21 protein-coding genes and 1 pseudogene are annotated in these 23,070 nt (G+C 56.6%); 6 read left to right on the forward strand and 16 right to left on the reverse strand.

Going from position 1 to position 23,070, the window contains the following annotated elements:
- Positions 1-563 precede the first annotated feature (563 nt).
- Genes ACR0C3_RS02440 through ACR0C3_RS02450 form a run of 3 tightly spaced genes read right to left on the reverse strand, consistent with a single transcriptional unit; the run spans position 564 to position 3,612 of the window.
- Complete coding sequence (locus ACR0C3_RS02440; RefSeq protein ID WP_480756973.1) at positions 564-1,652, reverse strand: adenylate/guanylate cyclase domain-containing protein; 1,089 nt, start codon at positions 1,650-1,652, stop codon at positions 564-566.
- Between the two features lie 8 nt (positions 1,653-1,660).
- The gene (locus ACR0C3_RS02445; RefSeq protein WP_480756974.1) at positions 1,661-2,032 is read right to left on the reverse strand and encodes a response regulator; all 372 of its coding nucleotides are present in this window, start codon (positions 2,030-2,032) and stop codon (positions 1,661-1,663) included.
- Positions 2,033-2,034: 2 nt separating this feature from the next.
- Positions 2,035-3,612, reverse strand: coding sequence for a sensor histidine kinase (locus ACR0C3_RS02450; RefSeq protein ID WP_480756975.1), 1,578 nt, complete (start codon positions 3,610-3,612; stop codon positions 2,035-2,037).
- Positions 3,613-4,225: 613 nt separating this feature from the next.
- Here ACR0C3_RS02450 and ACR0C3_RS02455 point away from each other — a divergent pair.
- From ACR0C3_RS02455 to ACR0C3_RS02470, 4 genes are read left to right on the forward strand one after another with little or no spacing between them, the layout of a single operon-like run.
- A complete protein-coding gene (locus tag ACR0C3_RS02455; RefSeq protein WP_480756976.1) occupies positions 4,226-4,468 on the forward strand; it encodes a hypothetical protein in 243 nt (80 codons plus the stop codon).
- A complete protein-coding gene (locus tag ACR0C3_RS02460; RefSeq protein ID WP_480756977.1) occupies positions 4,465-5,565 on the forward strand; it encodes a mandelate racemase/muconate lactonizing enzyme family protein in 1,101 nt (366 codons plus the stop codon). Before ACR0C3_RS02455 ends, ACR0C3_RS02460 begins: the two co-directional genes overlap by 4 nt.
- Positions 5,562-6,602, forward strand: coding sequence for a zinc-dependent alcohol dehydrogenase (locus ACR0C3_RS02465; protein WP_480756978.1), 1,041 nt, complete (start codon positions 5,562-5,564; stop codon positions 6,600-6,602). Before ACR0C3_RS02460 ends, ACR0C3_RS02465 begins: the two co-directional genes overlap by 4 nt.
- On the forward strand, positions 6,599-7,369 hold the full coding sequence (locus tag ACR0C3_RS02470) for an SDR family oxidoreductase (RefSeq protein ID WP_480756980.1): 771 nt from the start codon (positions 6,599-6,601) through the stop codon (positions 7,367-7,369). Before ACR0C3_RS02465 ends, ACR0C3_RS02470 begins: the two co-directional genes overlap by 4 nt.
- 30 nt (positions 7,370-7,399) lie before the next feature.
- Here the strand turns inward: ACR0C3_RS02470 and ACR0C3_RS02475 are convergent, their stop codons facing one another.
- The 7 genes from ACR0C3_RS02475 to ACR0C3_RS02505 form a co-directional block, all read right to left on the reverse strand.
- Positions 7,400-7,819, reverse strand: a complete 420-nt coding sequence (locus tag ACR0C3_RS02475; RefSeq protein ID WP_480756981.1) for a secondary thiamine-phosphate synthase enzyme YjbQ — start codon at positions 7,817-7,819, stop codon at positions 7,400-7,402.
- A 112-nt stretch (positions 7,820-7,931) separates the two neighbouring features.
- Positions 7,932-8,795: a sugar phosphate isomerase/epimerase family protein gene (locus tag ACR0C3_RS02480; protein ID WP_480756982.1), complete on the reverse strand. Its 864-nt coding sequence runs from the start codon at positions 8,793-8,795 to the stop codon at positions 7,932-7,934.
- An 11-nt stretch (positions 8,796-8,806) separates the two neighbouring features.
- Complete coding sequence (locus tag ACR0C3_RS02485) at positions 8,807-9,697, reverse strand: NAD(P)-dependent oxidoreductase (RefSeq protein WP_480756983.1); 891 nt, start codon at positions 9,695-9,697, stop codon at positions 8,807-8,809.
- 224 nt (positions 9,698-9,921) lie between these two features.
- Positions 9,922-11,103 (reverse strand): mannonate dehydratase, encoded by a 1,182-nt coding sequence (uxuA, locus tag ACR0C3_RS02490; protein WP_480756985.1) that lies wholly within the window; start codon positions 11,101-11,103, stop codon positions 9,922-9,924.
- Positions 11,100-12,152: a Gfo/Idh/MocA family protein gene (locus tag ACR0C3_RS02495; RefSeq protein WP_480756986.1), complete on the reverse strand. Its 1,053-nt coding sequence runs from the start codon at positions 12,150-12,152 to the stop codon at positions 11,100-11,102. The genes uxuA and ACR0C3_RS02495 overlap by 4 nt, the downstream gene beginning before the upstream one ends.
- The gene (locus ACR0C3_RS02500; protein ID WP_480756987.1) at positions 12,149-13,150 is read right to left on the reverse strand and encodes a Gfo/Idh/MocA family protein; all 1,002 of its coding nucleotides are present in this window, start codon (positions 13,148-13,150) and stop codon (positions 12,149-12,151) included. The genes ACR0C3_RS02495 and ACR0C3_RS02500 overlap by 4 nt, the downstream gene beginning before the upstream one ends.
- Positions 13,147-14,163: a Gfo/Idh/MocA family protein gene (locus ACR0C3_RS02505; protein WP_480756989.1), complete on the reverse strand. Its 1,017-nt coding sequence runs from the start codon at positions 14,161-14,163 to the stop codon at positions 13,147-13,149. Before ACR0C3_RS02505 ends, ACR0C3_RS02500 begins: the two co-directional genes overlap by 4 nt.
- Before the next feature lie 123 nt (positions 14,164-14,286).
- Here ACR0C3_RS02505 and uxaC point away from each other — a divergent pair, with 123 nt between their 5' ends.
- The gene (gene uxaC, locus ACR0C3_RS02510; protein ID WP_480757304.1) at positions 14,287-15,630 is read left to right on the forward strand and encodes a glucuronate isomerase; all 1,344 of its coding nucleotides are present in this window, start codon (positions 14,287-14,289) and stop codon (positions 15,628-15,630) included.
- Positions 15,631-16,827 carry a mannitol dehydrogenase family protein gene (locus tag ACR0C3_RS02515; protein ID WP_480756991.1) on the forward strand — a complete coding sequence of 399 codons (1,197 nt, stop codon included), beginning with the start codon at positions 15,631-15,633 and terminating at the stop codon, positions 16,825-16,827.
- On the opposite strand, the gene ACR0C3_RS02520 is transcribed toward ACR0C3_RS02515, so the two are convergent.
- The 6 genes and pseudogenes from ACR0C3_RS02520 to ACR0C3_RS02545 all read right to left on the reverse strand — a co-directional run bounded on the left by ACR0C3_RS02520 (position 16,814) and on the right by ACR0C3_RS02545 (position 23,064).
- A complete protein-coding gene (locus tag ACR0C3_RS02520; RefSeq protein WP_480756992.1) occupies positions 16,814-17,677 on the reverse strand; it encodes a sugar kinase in 864 nt (287 codons plus the stop codon). The two genes, ACR0C3_RS02515 and ACR0C3_RS02520, sit on opposite strands and share 14 nt — an antisense overlap.
- Complete coding sequence (locus ACR0C3_RS02525) at positions 17,674-18,555, reverse strand: DMT family transporter (RefSeq protein ID WP_480756993.1); 882 nt, start codon at positions 18,553-18,555, stop codon at positions 17,674-17,676. The genes ACR0C3_RS02520 and ACR0C3_RS02525 overlap by 4 nt, the downstream gene beginning before the upstream one ends.
- A gap of 3 nt (positions 18,556-18,558) precedes the next feature.
- Positions 18,559-19,479, reverse strand: a pseudogene (locus tag ACR0C3_RS02530) (NAD(P)-dependent oxidoreductase); the annotation flags it as partial.
- A 106-nt stretch (positions 19,480-19,585) separates the two neighbouring features.
- Positions 19,586-20,590, reverse strand: coding sequence for a Gfo/Idh/MocA family protein (locus ACR0C3_RS02535; protein ID WP_480756994.1), 1,005 nt, complete (start codon positions 20,588-20,590; stop codon positions 19,586-19,588).
- Positions 20,587-22,089, reverse strand: coding sequence for a UxaA family hydrolase (locus ACR0C3_RS02540; RefSeq protein ID WP_480756995.1), 1,503 nt, complete (start codon positions 22,087-22,089; stop codon positions 20,587-20,589). Before ACR0C3_RS02540 ends, ACR0C3_RS02535 begins: the two co-directional genes overlap by 4 nt.
- Positions 22,090-22,113: 24 nt before the next feature.
- Positions 22,114-23,064: a phytanoyl-CoA dioxygenase family protein gene (locus ACR0C3_RS02545; protein WP_480756997.1), complete on the reverse strand. Its 951-nt coding sequence runs from the start codon at positions 23,062-23,064 to the stop codon at positions 22,114-22,116.
- Between the last annotated feature and the right edge of the window lie 6 nt (positions 23,065-23,070).

Below are 23,070 nucleotides of genomic sequence, written 5' to 3' on the forward strand. Positions count from 1 at the left end.
TACGCGCAGTTAAGAGCGAAATCTTTAAGATGCAGGAACTTGGATTTCAGGTAGTCCCGGCAATCATGCTGAGGATTAAAACCGAGAAGTTTCTTTGCCTTGGCGTTTTGAATGGAAGGTTTAATCCAGCGTAATTTTCTTATTAAATTCAATTATTTAATAAATCTGCGCGACCAACTCTGATGTTGTTAAACTCACAGAGTAGTTGTCGTTTGATACGTTGAAAACCTGATAACCCAACCCATCGACCTTCTGGCAGCAGTCAACCATTTGGCCAAGATAGCGCGCGTCAATACATGCAAAAATAATCCTGCGGCGCAGAGAGGCATCATGTATACAGGCTGGCAAGTTCAGTTCGCGTTCATGCGGCTCAATCACGTCGTTGATCCGCAAGCCACGGATGTCGAACCCGCTTCTTTGTTGGAAACTTTTTGCCGTGGCCTCATTCGCAACTTGGAAACAGCATAGCTGTCCTCAAGCACCGTCGGGTGTTCCTCGTCGATTGGAGTAGAGGGCAGCATTACCAGCTTCGCTAAGGCTAGTTCGAATTGATCGACAGCACCTTAACTCAGAAGCTGAAACACAGGAACCGTTCCGGTCAGTCCTTTGAATTCTTGATCCCGTAAAAATCGCGTTTTCTTGGATGTTCCTAACGCTTCGACAACCGACGCATCGACTAGTGTTTCGGCAGCTCGCGCGTGTTCACATAGGCGAGCTGCAAGATTTGGCACTTCTCCAATGGCCGCATAGTCAAACCGGCCTTCAAATCCGATACAGCCAATAGTGGTTTCACCCTTGGCGATACCGATCCCGAGACCCAAGCGCGATCCCTCCTTCTGAAAGGGTCCAAGCGCGTTTGCGACCGCAGCATGCAGCTCGCTCGCAAAGGTGACAGCCTGACCCGTAGGATCGCGTGCCCGGAGCGGGGCATTAAACAGCACAACGATGCCATCGCCCAAGAAACGTTCAAGTGTGCCCTGGTGTCGTTCAATCAGTGGTCCAGCGCAATTGTGAAATACGTTGAGGGCTTCCAGCACTACTTGAGGATTAGAGGCTTCCGTAAAGGCCGAGAATCCCCTTAGATCCGCAAACAAAACGACGATGTCCGCTCTTCGGTTCTTAAGAATAGCGCTGTCATCACCAACCGAAATAATTTCTTCTGCCACTTGCCTTGGTAGAAAGCGGCGCAAACGATTGAACCGCTCAATCTGACCAATCTGTTGATTTACTCGTTTTTCGAGTTCCTTGTTCCAGCTCTGCACCTCGTCATGCAAAGCTTTTGTTCGGAGCATGGAACGTACGCGAGCAATGAGTGCAATTGTGTCAACTGGTTTGGTGAGATAGTCATTTGCACCAGCCTCAAGCCCTTGCACCATATCTTCAGTGTTCGAACGAGCTGTTATCAGAACCACCGGAATAAAGGGGAGTATGGGATCCATTCTCAATCTTCGACAGACTTCGAAACCGTCCAGCTTAGGCATCATTACGTCTAGCAAGATCAAGTCGGGCGACAAATCAGTAGCTTTTTCTATAGCGTCTTCGCCATCTATGGCCTCGGCAGTATTATAACCATGCGCGCTAAGTCGCATTGTCAGCAGGTTGCGATTGTCCTGCTGGTCATCGACAATCAAAATGAGTGGTGGGTCTTTCATTTTTTCATTCAGACCTGTCCAACAAAGGTAATGACTTTAGCCAACAGAGCACGCGGACTGTAGGGCTTGGTAACATAGTCATCACATCCGGCTTCCCGTGCTTTTGTTTCGTCGCCAGACAAAGCAAAGGATGTTACCGCGATGATTGGTATGTTCGCGCCTATTGGATGCTTCTTTATCTGGCGGGTGGCATCGTAACCGTCTAATTCTGGCATCTGGATATCCATCAAGATTAGATCGGGCTTTTCAGCAATCGCTCGGTCTACTCCTTGAGCTCCGTTTTCGGCCTCCAGCACTTCGAAGCCGTGATTGCCTAGAAGGTCTCGAAGTATACGTCTGTTGTCGGCCTGATCTTCTATGACAAGTATTCTTTTAGACATGCTCAGCTCCTCGTGGCCTGGACGGGGAGTACCACAGTGAATGTCGAACCGTTGCCAAGGCTGCTGGCGACTTCAATTCGCCCACCGTGCATTTCTACGATCTTTTGAGAGATAGACAGACCGAGGCCAGTACCCCCGGCGGCACGCGTAGACGAGGCGTCAGCCTGTTTGAATTCCAGGAAAACCTCATCAATTTGCTCTGCGGAGATTCCAACTCCTGTATCAGTTACGGTTACTACAAACCGTTGATCACGACGCGCCAAGTTTATTTCGACGTAGCCCTTGTCAGTGAACTTTACCGCATTTCCGACGATGTTAAGTAAGACCTGTCTAATTCGACCCGCGTCGCCATGCCCAGTGGGGAGTCCGCCTTCTACTTTGGTGCGGATTTCTAGTCCTTTGCTCGCTGCTATGGGCTCAATCGTGGAAACAACGTCTGTGAGGATCTCAGACATCGAATATGTGTCCAGTGTCAGTTCGAGTGCTCCGGCTTCAATCTTTGAAATATCCAGAACATCATTAATCAAAGACAGTAGTATTTTACCATTCACTTGAACCCGATGCAGCGGATCGTCGATTTTTTTTGGCACCGGACCATAAATTCCATCCCGGATCATTTCGGTGTATCCGAGGATCGAATTCATTGGAGTTCGCAATTCATGGCTCATATTGGCGAGAAATTGCGACTTGTGGAGGTTCGCAGTCTCAAGCTCATCGTACAACGTGCCCAAACGCTCTGTCATACGATTGGCGCTGCGGGCGAGATCTCCAAGCTCGTCGGTGCTCTTGATATTAGCTCGGGCGGTAAAGTCGCCTTGAGCAACTCTTCTTAGTGTGACCCGGATTTGCTCAATCGTACGGATCAAAGATTTGCTGAGCAGGAAACCAAGCAAAATCGCAATAACGACTGCAATCCCAGCCGAAGCAAGCACCATTCGCCACGATTGATCAAACGCGTTTTGGTTAATCATAGCTTTCGAGCGCATACCATCGCGCAAAAGCAGGTATCTTTTCTCAATCAGATTGTCCAAGGACTTAATTATTGGGACTAGCTGCAACTCGAATATTGATTTGGCAATTACTATCTGCCCAGCTTCATATCGCTCAACGATATCAAGCCCTATTCGTTCTATTTCTTGAGTCTTTCGCGACACATCCGCGATTTCATCGTTGGAAAAAAGGTTGAGATCCGGTTGATCCCTTGTCTCAATGAGATGACCAAGCGACTGAATAACATGCAGCTTATCTTTAAAGAAGCCTGCACTGTCGCCAAGCATGGTGTTACCTCCAGTCTCGGCAAAAATTGCTGTTCCATTCAACCAGATTTCTTGCAGACTGCTTTCAAACACCTTTAGATTTGATAGCCGTACCTGATCTTGAAGCAACTCAGCAGTTCGAAGGTTCGCTTTGCGCAACTCAGATAGCCCGGTGAACGCCAGTATTAGCATTAACCCGACAATACCAAGTAGCGCGACCAGCAACTTGGTTCTTATCTTTATGTGAAACCCGCTGGGCGAATTGGTAGAAGTTATTTTTGGGCTATCTGCGGCTTTCACGAAATCAGAAGTTTCGGCATTCATGCAATCGCTCCCGACAGTATTGATCGGATATGCAATTGACTAATTATGCATTAGAAATGCCAGATCACAAAATCATTGAAGAAGATCGGGCAAGTTGAATAGTTATGCTTATGGGTAATAGCGTCTTGTGAATGGACCTTCCGGCTCGTTGCCGGCACTTCCTTCTACCAATATGAATTCCCGCTATTGGCAAGTACACCGCACAAAGCTGCGGTGTTTCCGCATCTGGCTGCCACTTTTGGGGTGAGGTCGATGTCACTCAATATGCGTCTGACAGTACCTTTGGCGCAATTCGGCCTCGGTGACGGTTTGGATCGCACTGCTAGCTTTGATTTTATTCGGGCTGATGCGCCATGTAAAATTTGGCAGCGCCTACAGTTTCTCGTCTTTCCTGAACTAAAACGCAATGTTCATTGTGATAGCGCTGGGCATATGTTTCGTGATCATGACTGGGGGAGTGATCTGTCGGTCGGATCCGTTGCGGCCTTTACGTCGGTTGTTGCGACGTATCTCAGCCCAAACGCAATTCAGGTTGCGCTGCCGGGGGCTCGCCGGAGTCTTTCTGGCCTCGGGTTTTGGAGCCGGACACCCCCTAGAGGGCATCGGATGGGAATTGTCGGCCATCGCGTCCGTCGAGGTGGGCGGCACTTTCTTGACGGGTGGGATGGGTTCGATCCCTGTGACGATGGCCGGTGCGCTGCCGTTGGTCTTCAACGTTCCAAACTTTGAAAACGGCCAGGGTACCATCAGTTTCAGTGCCCATTGGCAGATGGTGGTACGCGGAGGCTTTCTATTTGCGGTCATCCTTTTAAAGTCTCGGGTTATTGCCAGGCAGCAGAAGGTCTTGGGTTTATGAATCGCATAGAAAGTGTTTCAGCGCGGCTGTTCAACGTTCCGCTCGCAGAGGTCCTCGTCGATGCCAAACATGGGGATCACACTTTTTTTCAATTGATCACGGTCGCTATTCAAACTGCAGATGGGGTCGAGGGGGTCGGGTATACCTATACGGGGGGCAAGGGTGGTCATGCCATTCTGGCGATGATCCAGCATGATCTGGCACCGTTCCTTGTAGGACAAGACGCTGAACAGATCGAAAGCCTGTACGACGCCATGCAGTGGCATGTGCACTACGTCGCGCGGGGCGGGATCGCCTCGTTTGCCATCTCGGCCGTGGATATTGCCCTATGGGACATTCGCGGTAGAACACAGAATGCGCCGCTGTGGCAGATGGCCGGCGGAGCGTCCAAACGGTGCAAGGCCTACGCCGGCGGGATCGACCTGAATTTCTCGTTAGAGAAACTGCTGCGCCAGACCGAAGGGTACCTTGCGCGTGGGTTCAACGCAGTCAAGATCAAGGTCGGTCAACCAGATTTGGCCGACGATCTTGCACGTGCCCGGGCGGTGCGCGAGATGCTGGGGCCGGACCGGTTCTTCATGGTCGACGCGAATTACTCCATGAGCGTCGAGCAGGCCATCGTGGCCGCCAGAGGGTTCGCAGAAAGTGATATTCTGTGGTTCGAGGAACCGACTATTCCAGACGACTACAAGGGCTATGGCCGAATATTCGAAGCGACGGGCGTTCCCCTCGCCATGGGTGAAAACCTGCACACCATACACGAATTCGAATACGCCTTTGATGACGCGAAGCTGAGTTTCATCCAACCCGATGCCTCAAACTGCGGTGGGATCACCGGCTGGCTGCGCGTGGCCGCGCTGAGCGCACAGCACGGCATTCCGGTTTGCAGCCATGGGATGCAGGAGCTGCACGTCAGCCTTGTTTCTGCGCAACCCAACGCTGGCTGGCTAGAAGTACACTCATTCCCGATAGACCAATACACGACCCGTCCGCTGGTTGTGGAAGACTGTCTGGCCGTGGCCCCGGATACCCCAGGAACCGGAGTGGAATTCGACTGGGACAAACTGAATGCGGAACACAGGGAGATGCATACATGACGACCCAGACGATCTCTGCGGCATACTACAGGGGAAATAAGAGCTTTGCTGTAGAGCAAGCCCAAGCGACGGATCCAGGCCCCGGCGAAGCTGCCGTTCGCGTTGCCTATTGTGGGATTTGCGGGACGGATATGCACGTCTACCACGGCAACATGGATGCCCGTGTCGGCCTGAACCGGGTGATTGGACATGAGATGTCAGGTGTCGTCGAAGCGGTGGGCGAGGGCGTCGATACGGTTGAACCCGGCCAGAAGGTCGTTGTCCGGCCGCTTGATCACTGCGGAGAATGCCCAGCTTGCAAACGGGGGCATCAGCATATCTGTCAGAACCTCAAGTTTCTCGGCCTCGATACCGATGGTGCCATGCAAGAGATCTGGACCGTTCCGGCCCACACTTTGCACGTTCTGCCGGATGACTTGCGCATGGATCACGCGGCGCTGATCGAGCCGGTCGCCGTTGCCTGCCACGATGTGCGCTTGTCTGGCCTGCAACCTGGCGAGGACGTCGTCGTCATCGGCGGCGGCCCGATCGGCATCCTGGTTGCTATGGTTGCGCGGGATGCGGGTGGAAATGTCGTGATTTCCGAAGTGAATCCGAACCGTCTGGCTATAGCTGAAAAACTTAGCTTTGACACGATCAACCCAACCGAGACCGATCTGGTGTCCACAATCAATGCGCGCACGGGCGACAAAGGGGCAGATGTGGTTTTCGAGGTGTCGGGAACGCAGCCCGGTGTTGATGCGATGACCGCCGTTGCCGCGACGCGGGCTCGGATCGTGATGGTCGCGATCCATGCTCAAAAGCCCCAGATTGACCTGTTCCAGTTCTTCTGGCGAGAGCTGCAACTGATCGGTGCTAGGGTCTATGAGCCAGAGGATTACGAGAAAGCCATTGCAGTTGTCGCCTCGGGCGGAGTGGACGCGGATGTCGTGATTACTGACGTCAGCCCTCTAGCAGACATTCAGGCTGCGTTTGAAGCGCTGGATCGCAGTCCAACCGCAATGAAAAGCCTGATCGAAGTAGGACCGCGTTCATGAGTGTTTTGCATAGTTTCGACCTGACGGGAAAGACGGCCCTTGTGACTGGGTGCAAACGCGGTATTGGGCGGGGCATGGCCGAGGCATTGGCATCGGCCGGAGCCGATATCATCGGAGTGTCCGCCTCGCTGGAACTGTCCGGGTCGGACGTCGAAAAAGCCGTGACGGCGATCGGGCGCAATTTTCGGGCTTACCAATGTGACTTCTCGGATCGCGCCGCGCTGCATGGGTTCATTGATCAGTTGAGGATCGACGGACAAACCCCTGATATCCTTGTTAACAATGCCGGCACAATCAAACGCAAACCGGCCGCCGAACACCCGGATGACTGGTGGGACGAAGTGATTGAGGTGAACCTGTCCTCGCAGTTCGTTCTGTCTCGCGAGATCGGTAAGGACATGCTGACGCGAGGATCGGGTAAGATCATTTTCACAGCTTCGCTGCTGACATTTCAGGGCGGCATTACCGTGCCGGGCTATGCGGCCTCGAAAGGTGGGATTGGACAGCTGACCAAGGCCTTGGCCAACGAATGGGCTGGGAAGGGCGTGAATGTGAATGCGATCGCGCCTGGCTATATCGCGACCGACAATACCCAAGCCCTGCGGGATGATCCGGTCCGGTCGAAGTCGATCCTGGAACGAACACCCCAGGGCCGTTGGGGTACGCCTGGTGACTTTGCCGGACCGGTGGTCTTTCTGGCCTCTGCCGCGTCGGACTTCGTCAACGGTGAAATCCTTGTCGTCGACGGGGGCTGGATGGGGCGCTAGCACCGCCAACGCTCCATTTGACCCGAAGCATCAAGTCCCGATGTAGTGCGCCTTCAATCGGCGAGTTTTTGGCGCCTCTCGATGTTCGAACAGGTACAGGCTTTGTACGCGGCCCAGCGGAAGCTGCCCCTGTTCGACCGGGATGGATATCTGAGTTTGCGTCAACAGCGCCCGCAGATGCGATGGAGCGTTGTCGTACTCGGTCGGACGGTGGTGATACTTGCCTGTTGACTTGGGTACGAGTTCCTCGAAGAACGCCTCGATATCCCTGAGCACTTCGGGATCGGCATTGGCCTGCACCAAAAGCGCAGCACCCGTGTGGACGCACCAAAGGGTCAGCAGGCCCGACACAAATTCATGTTCGGACACCGCACACTGAACCTTCCCACTGATGTCGGTGAGGGATTTGCCGGGCGTTTCAATGGACAGGTCAAAAAACTCTTGCTTCATCCAGCTGGCCCTTTCCTTGATTTAACGCGAACGCGCCCAGCTTTCTAGACTCCGCTTGGCGTTCAGTAGCGAGGTTCAAGCATATGATTTTGAACGCATATTGGCTGTACCCTTATGCAAACAGGCTTTTGAACTTTTCCACACACAGACGAAAACCATCTTCGAAGTTTCCGTTGCCGGGGTGATAAACACTCTCAAAGGAAATCACGCCATCATAGCCGTCCGATCTGAGCGCGTCTGCGATGGGTTGGAACAGAGGCGCGAGCTGACCTTCCCCCATACGGCGCACTTCCAGCGTCGCCCTCGGCGTGTCGACCTTTACGTCCTTGATGTGAATGTGACCCAAGTAGCCGCCACGCAGTTCTTCATAACCGTCCGGGTACGCCAGTTCATGGCACCAGCAGTTGTTTCCGGGGTCCCACAGCACTTTCAAACTGTCTTTTGCGTCTAACTCGTCGATCAGTTTGCGGGCTGTATAGTTGGAATTGACCAGCGTACCGTTTCCCGTTTCCACGACGAGAGTCACGCCCTCAGCTCTTGCCAGTTCAACCGCGGGCGCGATCAGCGGTGGCATCGAGTCCCATACCCCATGCGCCACGTTCCACTTCTCGGCGCCGTTTTGTCCCCAGAGTATCTGCTCCTTTCGTTGCGTCATGATCCGAACGAGCGGAGACCCAACAACATGAGCCATGTCAATCACGCGTTTCAAAGCGTCCATGTGCCGAGTGTGCAGGTCGTCGCCGGGTCTGTTGGCAGCTGTCATCCCTGCAAAGATATGGCGCGACAGACACGACACAGGCTTGCCCCGGTCGCGCAAGAGCGCGTCGATCTCGGCAATTTCCTGTGGGGAATGGTCCCCGACCTCCGTATCGCCAACGAACTGAAGCTCTGCATAGTCCAGACCGAATTCGTCCATAACGTCCACCGCATGCCGCAGATCGCGGGAAATGCCGTCGCAAATCACTCCTAATTTCATGTCCGGCCCCCTCAGCGATGCAATTCTGCGCCAACGATTTCTTCGATGACGCGGGTACATACCCAGTTGTCGCCATTCGGGTATTTGGTTTTTCCCGCATGAAAGATCTGCATTGCGGATGACGCTGTGTGCATGGGAACGCCCAACGCACCGGCCAGTGCCAGCGAGATCGTCAGGTCCTTATGCATGGTTGCGATATGGCTACCGGTGGCTTCGAACTTGCGATCAATGATGTTTTCAAGGGCGGTATTCACGACGCCACACCCCGCGCTGGAGGACGAGAACACATTAAGTAATGCCTGACCGCTGACACTGGCTTTGGCTGCCAGGGCCGCAGCCTCGAATGTAGCGGAAAAGATTGATCCGATCAGGGATTGCAGGCAGGCTTTCACGGTTTGCCCGTCGCCGGCGTTTTCTCCTACCCGGTGAATGGTTGCCGATACTGCCTGCATAACTTCGGCATTTCGGTCCAGCACATCCCAAGCTCCGGCAGCCATCATCGTCAATGTGCCGTTCTGCGCGCCGGGAAAACCACCCGAAACCGGGGTGTCGATCAGGTGGATGCCCGAACCTTCCATGTCTTGCCCGATAGCGCTTGCTTCGGCCGGGGTAATGGTCGCCGACAGGATGACCGTTCCGTCTTTGGCCATGTTCGCAACCAGCCCGTTTTCACCCAAAATGACATCGCGGGCCTGATCGCCGTTCATCACCATGACAAACACAGCGGCTGCGTGACGGCCGACCTGTCCCACGCTGTCCTTGGCCAGGCCGCCCATGTCGGTAAATGCCGTCATGCGCGTCTCACTCAAGTCGAAACCGGATGTTTCAAAGCCATTCTTAATCAGGTTTTTGGCAAGGCCGCTGCCCATGTCGCCAAGACCGATTATGCCTGCTGTTTTCATTTGGAGTCCTCCCGTTTTTCCGCCATTTCCGTATGGCAGACGTTTCGAAAAATGATGCCCAATCGCATCGGTTTTCGCGGGAGTTTCACGCGTCTTGAACAGACGTCGGGCGAGTCCGGAAGACACCCCGCTGCCCGTTTACGTACCGTAAGTAAACGAAGAATGCGGCGCTCAGGCAAGCAAAGAAGTGTTGCGGGTGACAAGAAACCGCCTGATCCGACGCGTTACGAGAACGCCGCCATGATGCCGCGCAGTTCCGCAAGCCCGCGCATACGCCCGATCAACGGATAGCCGGGTGTGCTGTGTCCGCCCAGATCGCTCAGCAGTTCTTGTCCGTGGTCGGGCCGCATCGGAATTTGCCAATCGTCCCGCCCTTGGGATTTGCGGCGGCGCTGTTCGTTCATCAACTCGCGAATGGTGCCGACCATGTCGGTGTCGCCCTCCAGATGCGGAGCCTCAAAAAAGTCCGGCTTCTGACTGTCTGATCCGGCGATGCGTTGGGTATTCCGCAGATGGACAAAGTGAATCCGGTCGCCATGCCTGCGCACGAAGTTCGGCCCATCAAATTCAGGGGACACTCCAAGCGAACCGGTACACAGCGTTGCGCCGTTCGCCTGCAAATTAACCGCGTCCAGAACGGCGCCGTAGTCATCGGTGCTGGACATGATCCGCGGCAGACCGAGCAACGAGAACGGCGGATCATCCGGATGACAGCACAAGCGCAACTCCAGTTCTTGAGCCACTGGGGCGACCTCAGACAGGAAGTCGATGAGGTTTGCGCGAAGCCGGTCACGGTCGATATGCGCATATGTCTGCAACAAAGCGCGCACGTCCTGCACGCTCCACTGATCGTTTGCGCCGGGCAGCCCCGCAGTGACATTGTGTTGCAACTGGGCCTTGGATTCATCCGACATGCGCAAGAAGCGATCCTTGGCCGTTTGCTTGACGTAGCTGGAATAGTCTTCAGACGCGCCCGGACGTTCAAGAATATATATGTCGAAAGCAGCAAAATCGGTCAGGTCGAACAGCATAGCCGTTCCGCCATGCAGCTGCGGGGCGCGAAGGGCGGTGCGTGTCCAATCAAGGATCGGCATAAAGTTGTAGCAAACGACTTTGACGCCACGGGCGGACAGGGCCCTGAGGCTGGACTTGTAAGACTCAAGATGCTCGGCCATGTCTGTGGACTGCGTCTTGATCGCCTCGGATACAGGCAGGCTTTCGACAACGTCCCAACTGTACCCGGTAGCGGCCAGAACGGCCTGCCGATCGGCGATGCTCGGTTCGTCCCAAGGCTGTCCCGGCGGGATGTGATGCAACGCAGTAACGATGCCCTGAACGCCGACCTGATGGAGATCGGCCAGAGCGATCGGATCATCGGGTCCGAACCAACGCCAGCATTGTTTCATGGCAGCCATCCTTCATGCAGCGGGTGATCGGGCCTGATGGGAAGGGCAACACGCTGCCCGGTGCGCGCCGCGTGATAAATCGCCGTCACAAGACCGATGGACGCAGCGCCGTCCTGCAGCGTAACGGCCGAATTTGCCTCGGACCGTAGCGCCTTGCCAACTTCGGTAAAGAACCCTTCGAAACCTGTAGGCTCGGCGGCTGCGGCTGCAAGGGCCGATTCGATAGCGACTTGATCCACCGGGTCCCGCGCAACGAATGTCCAGGGCGTTTGACCCGGGGCATAGGGTTCCGTGCCGGAGGTGGCGGTCACCTTTTCAAAGACGAACCGCAGGCGGGTTTCGTCCGTGGCGGCGCCTAGTGTGATATTGCTTGTGCACAAAGCTCCGGAAGTCATGCCAAAGCATATCGCTGCGCAATCTTCGGTCTCGATCGGGTTGACCCGCGTTGTGGCCATTGCGGACACCCAGGCGATATCACCCGCGATATGAGTCAGCAGATCATGGTTGTGGATGGCATGGCCCAGCACTGCGCCGCCGCGTTCACCGGACCATGTTCCCCGCCACGGCACCGCGTAATAGTCAGCCCCTCGGGACCAATGGGTTTCAAGCGCGGCAGTTTGGACAGCTCCGGTCAGGCCTGCGCGTTGCAGGTGGCGCAACTGGGCCAGTGACGGCCCCCACCGGTATTGAAAAACTGGAAACACATGCTTGCCCGCGCTGCTTGCGGCTGCCGTGATCCGATCCACATCATGCATCGAGGTCGCAAGAGGCTTTTCGCAGACAACGTGTTTTCCTGCGGCCAGCGCGGCAAGGGTGGTCGGTACATGCAGATGGGGCGGCAGGCAGATGTCGATGACATCAATCGCCGGATCATCCAGAGTGTCCTGAATGTTGGTAAGTGCTCGAAAATTCGCGTTCTGTCGAATCTGTTCGATCCGGTCCGTATTCTGGTCGACCACGGCGGTTACGCGGAAAGTGCGGTCAAGCCGTTCCAGTGCGCTCAGATGTTGCGCACCGATACCAGCGCCAAGGATCGCAACGTTGATCATCTGCGTTCCGCCATTTCCTGCGCACGTAGCGCCAGTTCCATGACCGTAAAGCAGTGGGTCTGCGTCATTGCGGTTTCGGTCCGGTTGAGGATGTCATCGGCGAGGCACGAAAAATAGGGAAGACCGGCGTTGGTTGCGTCGATCTTTTGGCAGGCTTCACCATTGACGAGGATCAGATGGTCCGTCCCTGAGGCCCCACCCACATCAACATATTTTCGCAACTCGATATAGCCTTCGGTTCCTAGGATCGTCAGACGACCATCCCCCCAGTTTGGCAAGGCACCCGGCGTATACCAGTCAACCCGGATGTACCCGGTGCCATTCTCGCTTTGTAGATTGACCTCGCCAAAATCCTGCAATCCGGGATCGTTGGGGTTTGCATAGTTCGCCACATAGGCGTTTGTGATTTCTGCGGTTTTTGAACCTGTGTAATGCAGGAATTGGTCAATCTGATGCGAGGCGATGTCGGTCAGAATACCGCCATAGCGGTCACGCTGAAAAAACCATTCCGGGCGGGTTGCTCGGTTCAACCGGTGCGGGCCAAGCCCAACCGTCTGGATCACGCGCCCGATAGCACCGGCCTCGACCAACTCGGTCGCTCGGGTGCTGACAGGCGTTTCAAATCGTTCGGAAAAATTCACCGACCAGATTCGACCGGTGTCCGCGACCGTTCGCTTGATCTGGTCGAGTTGTTCGAATGACGTACAGCCCGGCTTGTCGCTCATGACGTCCATGCCGTTCTGCATGGCGCGGATCGTCAACGCGGCTCTATCTGCCGGAACTGCGGAAATAAGCGCTAGATCCGCCCCGCAAGTTAGGGTGTCTTCCAGTCGGGCCAGCCGCGGAATATCGGGAAACCTTTTGACGTAGCCCGCCAGCGTTTCGGGTTCGCCTTGTGTCCAATAGCCAACGCAGTCCACTCCGATTTTGCGCATGTTTTCCGTCATGCCATAGATATGGCGGTGGTCCAGGCCAAGGGCGACGCAGGTCAGATTCATGAGGCGACTCGTGTTTTCTGGCCGGTTCGATTGGCGATCTGCATCGCGTCGATGACGGCGTGGGTCAAAAGGGCACTGCGTCCGGTGGCCATGGGTCGCGATCCACCGGCGATGGCCTCGGCGAAATCCTCGATAACCGCCTGGTGCCAATCATGGGTGAACGCCATGGGATCGGCCCCTCCGCCTGTGGCGGACGTTTCGCCAACAGTAGATTTCTGACCACCGAAAGTAGTCAAGGTCAGGACACCTGACTCCAGATGCGCTTTGGCGCGCGTTCCCTGGATGGTGATGGACTCAGCGGCCCCAGGATATTCGGCAGTAGTCGCCATCAAAGTTCCCACCGCGCCGCTGTCCATTTCAAAGACTGCACCTGCCCAATCCTCGGCCTCGAGATCGTGTAACGGAGTTTTTCTCATCACGGCCTGAATGTCCGAGATCGGCCCCAGCAGCCACATCGCGAGGTCAAGCGTGTGGATTGCCTGCGAAATCATGACACCACCTCCGTCGCGCGCATAAGTGCCGCGACCAGGCTCGTCATAGTAGCTCTGATCACGCCACCAGGGGACGCGGATCTCCACGGTGGCGATCGTGCCCAGTTCCCCCTGTTCAATGGAGGATTTCAGCGCCTGCGATGCGGCGCGGGCACGGTGCTGAAAGACGATGCCCAGCGGCACACCAGACACCTCGCACTGCTCGACAATGGCTGTCGCGGCGTCCAGCGTTCTTTCGATAGGCTTTTCCATCAGGATAGGTTTCGAAGCGGTCGAAAGAACCCGAACCAACTCTGTGCGCTGATCGGGCGGGGTTGCGATGATCGCAAAGTCGACGTTTGAGTCGTTTGCGATTTCCTCGACCGAGCTGAACGCGCGGGTGTCGTTTCGCTGCGCGAAATCAGCTGTTTTTTCAGGATTGCGCCCGAGGACGCCGGCAAGATTGAGGCCTTGCTCCGATGCCTGAATGGCAGCGACATGCGTGCCCGAAACCATCCCCAAACCAATCAGCGCAATATTCATTCGTTCCCCCGGATCACCCGGTCAGTCTGCGGGTTCGAACGGGAAAGATGCAACCATTAAAAACTGTGTTAACAATTGCGGGCAGCAGTATCGGAGGCAGAATTGACTGGTAATTTGAATGGGATGGCAGAAGACCTGTATCAGGCCATCAAAGATCTGCCGATCGTGTCTCCGCATGGTCACTGCGATCCGGGGTGGTTCGCAACCGATGAGCCGTTTCCCAACCCGGCAGAGCTGCTGGTGGTTCCCGATCATTACGTGTTCCGTATGCTCTATTCGCAGGGCGTTCCCTTGTCCGAACTTGGCGTTGGGGAAGAGGGGCGAAAGAAGGATCCTCGCGCCGTTTTTCGCACCTTTGCCGAGCACTGGCATCTGTTTCTGGGAACGCCATCCCGGATCTGGATGAACTATGTGTTGCATGAAACGCTGGGTGTGTCTGAGGAGTTGTCTTCGCACACGGCAGACCTGATTTACGATGGAATCTCAGAAAAGCTGGCGCGACCCGAATTTCGTCCGAGGGCTTTGTTCGACAAGTTTGGAATTGAGGTTCTGGCCACCACAGATTCCGCTCTCGACGGCCTCGCGGAGCATCGGGATATCCGTGAAAGCGGTTGGGGCGGGCGGGTTGTTCCGACGTTCCGCCCAGACGGGGTTTTGGATGGGGCGGACCGGGAGTTTGTACAGAACCTGACCAAGTTGGCCGAGCTGACAGGCTGCGATCTGGGCAGCTATGATGGCTACCTCAATGCGCTCCGAACGCGGCGGGCTTATTTCATCCAGCTGGGCTGTACGGCTACCGACCACGGTATCGAACGCGTGCAGACTGAGTGGCTGGACGACCCGGATGCGCTTTACCAACGGCTTAGACGGCAGGACGGGACTGAACAGGATGCTCGCCGGTTCTACGGTCATATGCTGATCGAAATGGCGCAGATGTCTGTCGATGATGGCCTGACCATGCAGATACATGCTGGCAGCAAGCGCAACACGAACGACGCGGTAATGCGGGACTTCGGACGTGACAAGGGGGCCGACATTCCAATCGCGATGGATTGGGTCACGGGCCTTGAGGCGCTGCTGAACCGGGTCGGAAACTCGCCCGAACTGCGCATTATACTCTTTACATTGGACGAAGGCACCTACGCCCGTGAACTGGCCCCTATGGCGGGACATTGGCCGTGCCTTAGGATCGGGCCGCCTTGGTGGTTCCACGACAGTCCAGCCGGGATTGCGCGGTATTTCGATCAGGTCGTTGAAACGGCCGGATATTATAATCTAGCCGGGTTCAATGACGACACGCGGGCTTTTCTGTCCATTCCTGCACGGCACGACCTGTGGCGACGGGGTGTTGCGATTCATCTGGCCGAGCAGGTTGGGCGCGGTTACTTCGGTCGGGACAGTGCCGAGCATTTGGCGCCGCTGCTGTCGGTCGATCTGGCGAAACAGGTTTACGGATTGCAAAGCTAGATGGGTACTATTCTTCACTTCGGCCTTGGAAACTTCGCCCGGGCGCATTTGCTGGACTACACCGATCAAGCTGGTGGATGGGACGTTGTCGGCGTCAGCCTGCGTTCATCCTCGGTTAGGGATGGATTGGCGCGACAAGGTTTCGAGTACAATTTGTGCGTACAGGGGCAAGGCGTCCGGCGCATCAAAGCTCTACGGGACGTTCTGGTCGCGCCCGAGGATCGCGCAGCGATGTTCGATGTGATGGCGGATGCCGAGATCATCTCGGCGACCGTCACAGAGAAAGGTTATCACTTAGACGCCGCCGGCAAGCTGAACCTTCAGGACCCGGCGATTGTCGCCGATCTGGCGGGGCAGGGGCCCGCGACGCTGATCGGATTTCTAGCTTTCGGCCTTGCGGAACGGCGCAAGCCACTAACGGTGCTAAGCTGTGACAATCGCATGGAAAACGGCAAAACGCTCGAAACGGCAGTTGCCGATTTTGCGGAAGCAGCCGGTCTGGACGTGAATTGGGACGCTGTTCGCTTTCCCAACGCGATGGTCGACCGGATCACCCCGGCCACCACGGACGCCGTTCGCGCAATCAGCGGCGATCCTATGGCTGTTCCGACCGAGGCGTTCTCGGAGTGGGTTATCGAAGACAATTTCGCCGGTCCTCACCCGGATTGGCCGGGCGTGCAATTGGTCGATGACGTAGCCCCGCACGAGATGCGAAAGCTGCGCATGCTGAACGGTGCCCATTCCCTGTTGGCTTATGTCGGGTTGGAGCGAGGCCTGACCTACGTCCACGAAGCGGTTCGAGACCCGGTTTTGCGCCCGTTGGTTTCCCAGTTGATGAGGGATGCGGGCGCAACGCTGCCCGCAGCGCTGCAAGCACAAGTTCCAGACTATGCCGAGGCTCTGTTGCACCGCTTTGAAAACTCCGAGCTGGCGCACCGTCTGGACCAAATCGCGATGGATGGCAGCCAGAAGCTGCTGTATCGGTTTGTTCCCACACTCCGTGAGACCGGCTCTCAGGCGGTGATTGCGGGGATGCGGGCCTGGATCTCCTATTGCATGTCAGAGACCGCCAAGGGCAGGGTGCTGAGCGATCCTTGCGCGTTGGAAATCGCCTCGGCTGTCAAGCAGCCAGATCCGGTAGTGCCGCTGTTGCGTCTTGTCGGTGCCGAGGATCTCGCGCCACTTATCCGGGAATGATCGCGCCGCGGAACTGAACAACGGTGGATGCCAGATTGTGTCCAGCCATCAGGGCCTCGGCCTGCGATTTTCCTGTCAGCAAGGCCGCGAGGTACCCACCGTTGAAACTGTCGCCCGCCGCTGTGGTGTCCAGCACATTTTTGGCAGGTTCATAGGTTTGGTCAATGTTCTGACCGATGGACAGAGGGCCATTCGCTCCGCGTTTTAACGCACCGACACCGTGATGACTGGTAAATCGTGCCACCACCTGATCCGCGCTTTCCCCGAACAGTGCCATCTCGTCGTCAATGGATGGCAGCGCAACATCTGCACGCTGCCAAAGCCGTTGGTTGATCTGCTGGGCGTGTTCAACGCTGTCCCAAAGACGCGAACGAAAGTTGCTGTCATAGACCAACTGGACTGAAGAGTCTTCGAGCCAATCCAGAAGCGCAAGCCTTACCGAATGCGGAAGAATTGCCACGGAAATTCCTGACAAGTACAGCACGTCGAAACCGTTCAGAAGGCTGAAGTCGTGATCGGCAAAAAGCTGACGGGCGGCCGCCTCGCTGCGCCAATAGGTAAAGCTGCGTTCACCGTCCGCAGAGGTTGTGATCGCGTATAGTCCCGGAGAGGCGTTCGGAATGATGCGGATGCCGGATGTCCCGATGCCATGGCTGGCGATAAATTCCGCGATGCGCCCTGAGAACGGGTCGTCGCCCAGACATGTCACATACTCCACCTGCAGATTAGGAGCGGCGCGGTGCATGTAGATGGCCGTGTTCAGCGTATCCCCTGCGACGCCCAACTTTGCGCCGGTCTCCAGCATGGACAATTCGATCATTGCTTCGCCGATGCAGGCAATTCGGGTCATTTCTTTTCTCTTTTCCAGATGATGAGCCCGGCGACCATAATCAGCGCAGCCCCCGCCAACGTGAATGCGTCCGGTACCGTGTCAAAGAACAGATAGCCCCAGATCGCAACGTAGATCAGGAACGAATAAGTGAATGGCATCAACTGGTTCGCCGTTCCGAACCGATGCGCGTTCGTCAGCAGTTGATGCCCGCACCAGCCAAAGACGCCAAGGCTGATCAGGACTATCAGACTCCACGTGTTTTCCGGCTGAACCCAAAACCAGATGGCGAAGGGCAGCAGGACCACCGTCCCGGTAAGCCCGAGGTAGAATTGCATGGTGTCCACGGCAACAACCCCGGACAGCCTGCGCGTCATGATCGAGTACAAAGCCAAAGCGGTGGCATTGTAGACGATCAGCAACATGGTCGGATGAAAGGTCGAACCAAACGGCCGCACGACAACCAACACCCCCAGAAAGCCCAACATGATAGCCGCCCAACGCCATGGGCCCACGCTCTCTTTCAACACGAAGACGGACAGGAAGCACACGATGACCGGGCTTGAGAACATGATTGCCGACACGACGGTCAGAGGCAAAAACCGCAGGGCATAAAAATTGAAAACGGTTGCCGAGATCAGCAGCAAGGCCCGACTTATCACCTGCCATGGATGGTCGGTCTTGAACCGGTTGGCCTCAATCCCGCCCTTGGCGATCACCCCCACTGAGATCACGAAGTGCCCCGCATAGCGCATGAACGCCAACTGAAATGCCGGCACGCCGGCCAACGCCAACCATTTGGCCCCAAGGTCAACCAGCGAAAAGAACAGCCACGCCGTCAGCATCAGCACGATGCCAAGGCGCGGCAGGTCCGCATTGGGGTTGGCGGTGACGGCCATCGATCAGGTGTTGAAACGCTTGACGTAGTAGTCAACCATCTGGCTGACCATGTCATCCGCCTGACCGTGGTCGCGCGCGTCATTCAGCGCCGAAAGCGCACACTGCGACATCACGCTGGTAACGCCTGCATCGCGTGCCATACGGTCATAATACCCAAGGTCTTTTGCCGCGTTCTTGATGGCAAAGGCCAGCTGGTTTGGGTCATTCTCGACGCCGTAGGCTTTGACGAAGTCCATCATTCCGGAATGCAGCGGCCCAGCGGCCATAACGTCATACACCTGCTTGCGGTCAACTCCGGTGATATCTGCCATGGCGAAGGCTTCGGCCATCGCGTTTGCGACGGTCATTCCGAAGAAGTTGTTGATCAGCTTGATCGTGTGTCCGGAGCCAACGGGGCCAAGGTAGAAAACGTTTTCGCCCAAATCCTTCAGTGTCGGCTCGGCCTTGTCAAAGGCAGCCTTGTTGCCGGACGTCATAATGTTGAGCTTGCCTTCTAGCGCGTGCGAAGGCGTCCGACCAAGCGGCGCATCCAGGTAGCTTCCGCTAGCTGCGGCGACCTCCTCGGCCAAGGCGCGTGTGCTGCCTGGAAGCGAGGTGCCAAAGTCGATGACGATTGCCTCGGGTTTCAATCCCGCTATCACTCCATCTGCGCCGCGCATACGGCTTTCGACCTGTTCCGAGGTGCCCATGCACAACATCACGATGTCGCTGGCTTCGGCCAGTTCTTGGGCGTTTTGCATCTCGCGGGCGCCACGGTCAATCGCGGCGTCCAGGTATGTGCGGTCGCGGTTTCCCAATACAGCGACCGAGTATCCCTGGTCCAACAGTCGGCTCACCATGGCTCCACCCATTAATCCCAAGCCGATAAACCCGATTGATGGTTTGCTCATTGGTTTCCCTTTCCGTGAATATGTCTGGTTTTCATTCTTGTGTCTGGCGCGGGCGGCTTTGCAGTTTGAATGCCCACATTGCCCGGCGGATAATCATTTGTTATTGAGTGGTCCGGAAATTTGCCGGGCCGCATGGCCATCAGGCCGGTGCCCGCGCTCGAGCTGTTCGCGTCTTGAGCCCCTGTTCGATCCATGATGTGACCTCGAGCGTCCGGGCTGCATCCTCGACATCGATTAGTGGAGGGACGCCGTTGATCACGTCAAGGAAGTGATCCAGTTGCGCTTCAAGCGGTGCGCGTTGCTGTTTCGGTCGTGTAAGTTGGTCTTTCTGGGCCGCAGTGCCCCAATCCTTTCCACGCCACAGGGTCATGGAGGGAAAACTCACAGCGCCGCTGGTTCCCGTGATCCACATCATGTCCTGGTGGGTCGTGCCGATATTCGGGTTTTCACCGGTTCCGGCCTCAAACCCCCAAGGGCTGGGTGCGGTGTCGGCAAAGCTGATAGTCCCCGTCGCGCCGTTTTCGAACGCGATCGCAACAGCCCCGCTTTCTATCCTATCCGATCCGCGGATTGATGCTCCGGGCAGGGCGACGACATCCGAGATTTCTCCGATCACAAAGCGCAAGACATCGATATCATGCACCAGATTGATCATGACTGGACTGCCATCAGATGTCCGCCAGTTCTGTTCAAAATAGCTCTGGGGTTTACGCATGGCCCACAGCAACGAGACGTTGATGACTTGTCCGATTGTACCTTGCGCGATCACCTCTTTCAGGTGCTGCAAAGTTGTGTGATACCGCCGATGGTGGCCTACAAGGCTGCGGACATCGGCCTTGCGAACGGCTGCCCTCAAGCGCTGGGCATCGTCGACCGATGCGGCAACCGGCTTTTCGATTAGCATGTGCCAACCGCGGGATGCGGCAAGAATGCCATGTTCGGCATGCAGGCGGGTCGGCGTCGCGACGATGACGCCATCCACCGGGTCCTGCACCTCGTCCATGCTGGAAAAACGCGGCGCGTCGATCTGGATCGAGCCATCTGGATCGGCCAACCCGACCAACACGCAGCCGGGATGCTCGATCACGGCGCGCACGTGGCGGATACCGATCAATCCACCGCCAGCTACAAGGATCCGCTTCACATCACAGCTCCGATTTGCCAGGGAACGAATTCGTAGTCACCCAAGCCTTGCGCCTCTGATTTGGTCCGCGCGCCAGAGGCGACTTGGAGCAGCCTTCGGTATATTCCCTGTCCTTTTTCTTCGACGCTGGCGCCTTTGGTCAGAATGTCACCCGCATCCACGTCCATGTCTTCTGGCATGCGCGCTGCCAACTCAGAGTTGGTAGCGATTTTCAGCGTCGGCGCCGGTTTGGACCCAAAGGCAGAGCCGCGCCCCGTGGTGAAGCACACAAGGTTGCACCCGGCCGCGATCTGCCCGGTCACCGAGGCCGGGTCATATCCGGGGCTGTCCATGAAGGTGAAGCCTTTGGTGGTGACGGGTTCGGCGTATTTGAATACACCGGTCAATGGGGTGGTTCCGCCCTTCGCCGCTGCCCCCAGCGATTTCTCAAGGATGGTCGTCAGACCGCCTTGCTTGTTGCCGGGGCTTGGGTTGTTGTCCATCGAGCCGTGATTGCGAGTGGTATAGTCCTGCCACCAATCGATCAGTCCGATCAGTTTTTCCCCAGTTGCGCGACCAAGGGCGCGGCGGGTCAAAAGGTGTTCGGCACCGTAGATTTCGGGCGTTTCCGCAAGAACGCCTGTGCCCCCTTGGGCAACCAACAGGTCGCAGGCATGTCCGAGTGCAGGGTTCGCGGTCACACCGGACCAAGCGTCCGACCCACCGCATTGCAGCGCAACCATCAGTTCGGACGCAGGGGCTTCGCTGCGCCGCGCCTCATTGGCAATGGGTAGCATCTGGTTGATCTTGCTGATGCCCATTTCCACGGTCCGGCGCAATCCCGCGACGTTCTGGATGTTCATCGTCTGGAAGGTGGGGCTCTGCTTCAGCCCATACGCGTCCAGTAGCCAGTCGATCTGGTTCATCTCGCAGCCCAGACCGACCATAAGAACGGCAGCGTGGTTGGGATGTTTCGCAAACCCCCACATGACCCGTTGAAGAGCTTCGAAACCGTCGCCGGAATCGGCCATTCCGCAGCCCGTTCCGTGGACAAAGGCCACTACGCCGTCGACGTTCGGAAACTCGGCCAGCTTGTCCCGCGTGAAGTGGTTGGCGATCATGCGGGCCGCAGTCGCCGAACAGTTCACGGTGGTCAGAACGGCGATGTAGTTGCGCGTGCCGACGCGACCGCTGTCCCGGTGGTAGCCCATGAACGTATCGACCGAGGTGGCGGGTTTCGCAGGCCTGTGATCCGTCGCAAACTCGTAGTCCACGCTGGCGTTGCGGAACTCGATATTGTGGGTGTGCACATGGTCGCCAGGTTCGATCGGTTGGGTGGCGTAACCGATAATCTGGGCGTATTTTCTGACAGGATCGCCGGGTGCAAGATTCCGCGTGGCCACCTTGTGTCCCGAGGGGATGCGCGCATTGGTCGTGACGTCCTCGACCATACTGCCGACCTCCAGGGGCCGAGTTGCAACCACCACGCTATCCGTTCGATCTAAACGTACAAAAGTCATAATTAGCTTTCCTGGCGCCAGCAGCTAGGCGCAGAACGGCGAGTCCGATGTCCACCGGTGAATATCTATATGCGGCTGTCCAGACAGCCTTGCTCGCGCCGCTTCCCAATTGGACTTGCAGACGCGCCAATCTCGCAGCTCGGTTTCTGGGCGCGATCTGGACCTTGCGATGAAGCTGGGGAAATGGTCTCGACCAGTGGGTTGGCCCGCCGAACTGAAGCGGATGTCGAACGACCAGCGGAACCGGTCCGTTTCATTGACCAGCGAAGCGTGTGGCGTCAGAGGGTGAAACAGGATGATCCCGCCCGCCTTGACAGGAAGGGGCACGGCTCGGCCTTCGTCGATGAACCCGTCGGCAATACCAGTCTGCGTCCGCGCGCAATGCGGCAGGATGGATTGGTCCTGTGCCTTTGGCAACACTTGCAGGCAGCCGTTTTTGACCGTTGCATCGTTGACGGCAATCCACACCGTGACCATGTCGGTCTGGTCCGCATCCTCCAACGCAACCGCCCGGTCCTGATGCCAGTCCGTTGCGGTGATGTGTGCGCGAACCTCATCCTTGGACAGCTTGAGGGCGGGGGGTTTCAGCCGAACGTGCTGGATCGGATTGCTCACTAACTCTGGCCCGATCAACTGCTCGACAATGTCGAGCATGGGCTGGGCCGTCAGCAAGTCGAACACTGCGGGCCCGATATGGAACGGTGTGTCCGCCATGATCCGATCGCCGGGCAAGGAGATGTCCAGCGGCTGGAAATAGTCGCAACCGGCCTGATAGGCGGACAGAAGTTTGTCCCAGAAGGTCATTCCTGACGGTTCGTCCTTGACCAGCCCTTTTTCGTACCAACCGTCATAGAGCCGGTTCAGGACATCCGAGTATTCGGCCTGTACCCGATCCAGCACATCGCTGGGAATTACATCCTCGACCACGAGGTACCCGTCCGTCTGGAACTTGCCAATCTGATTTTGTGTCAGCATGGGTGC

It is taken from the genome of Ruegeria sp. CK3 (assembly GCF_056536565.1).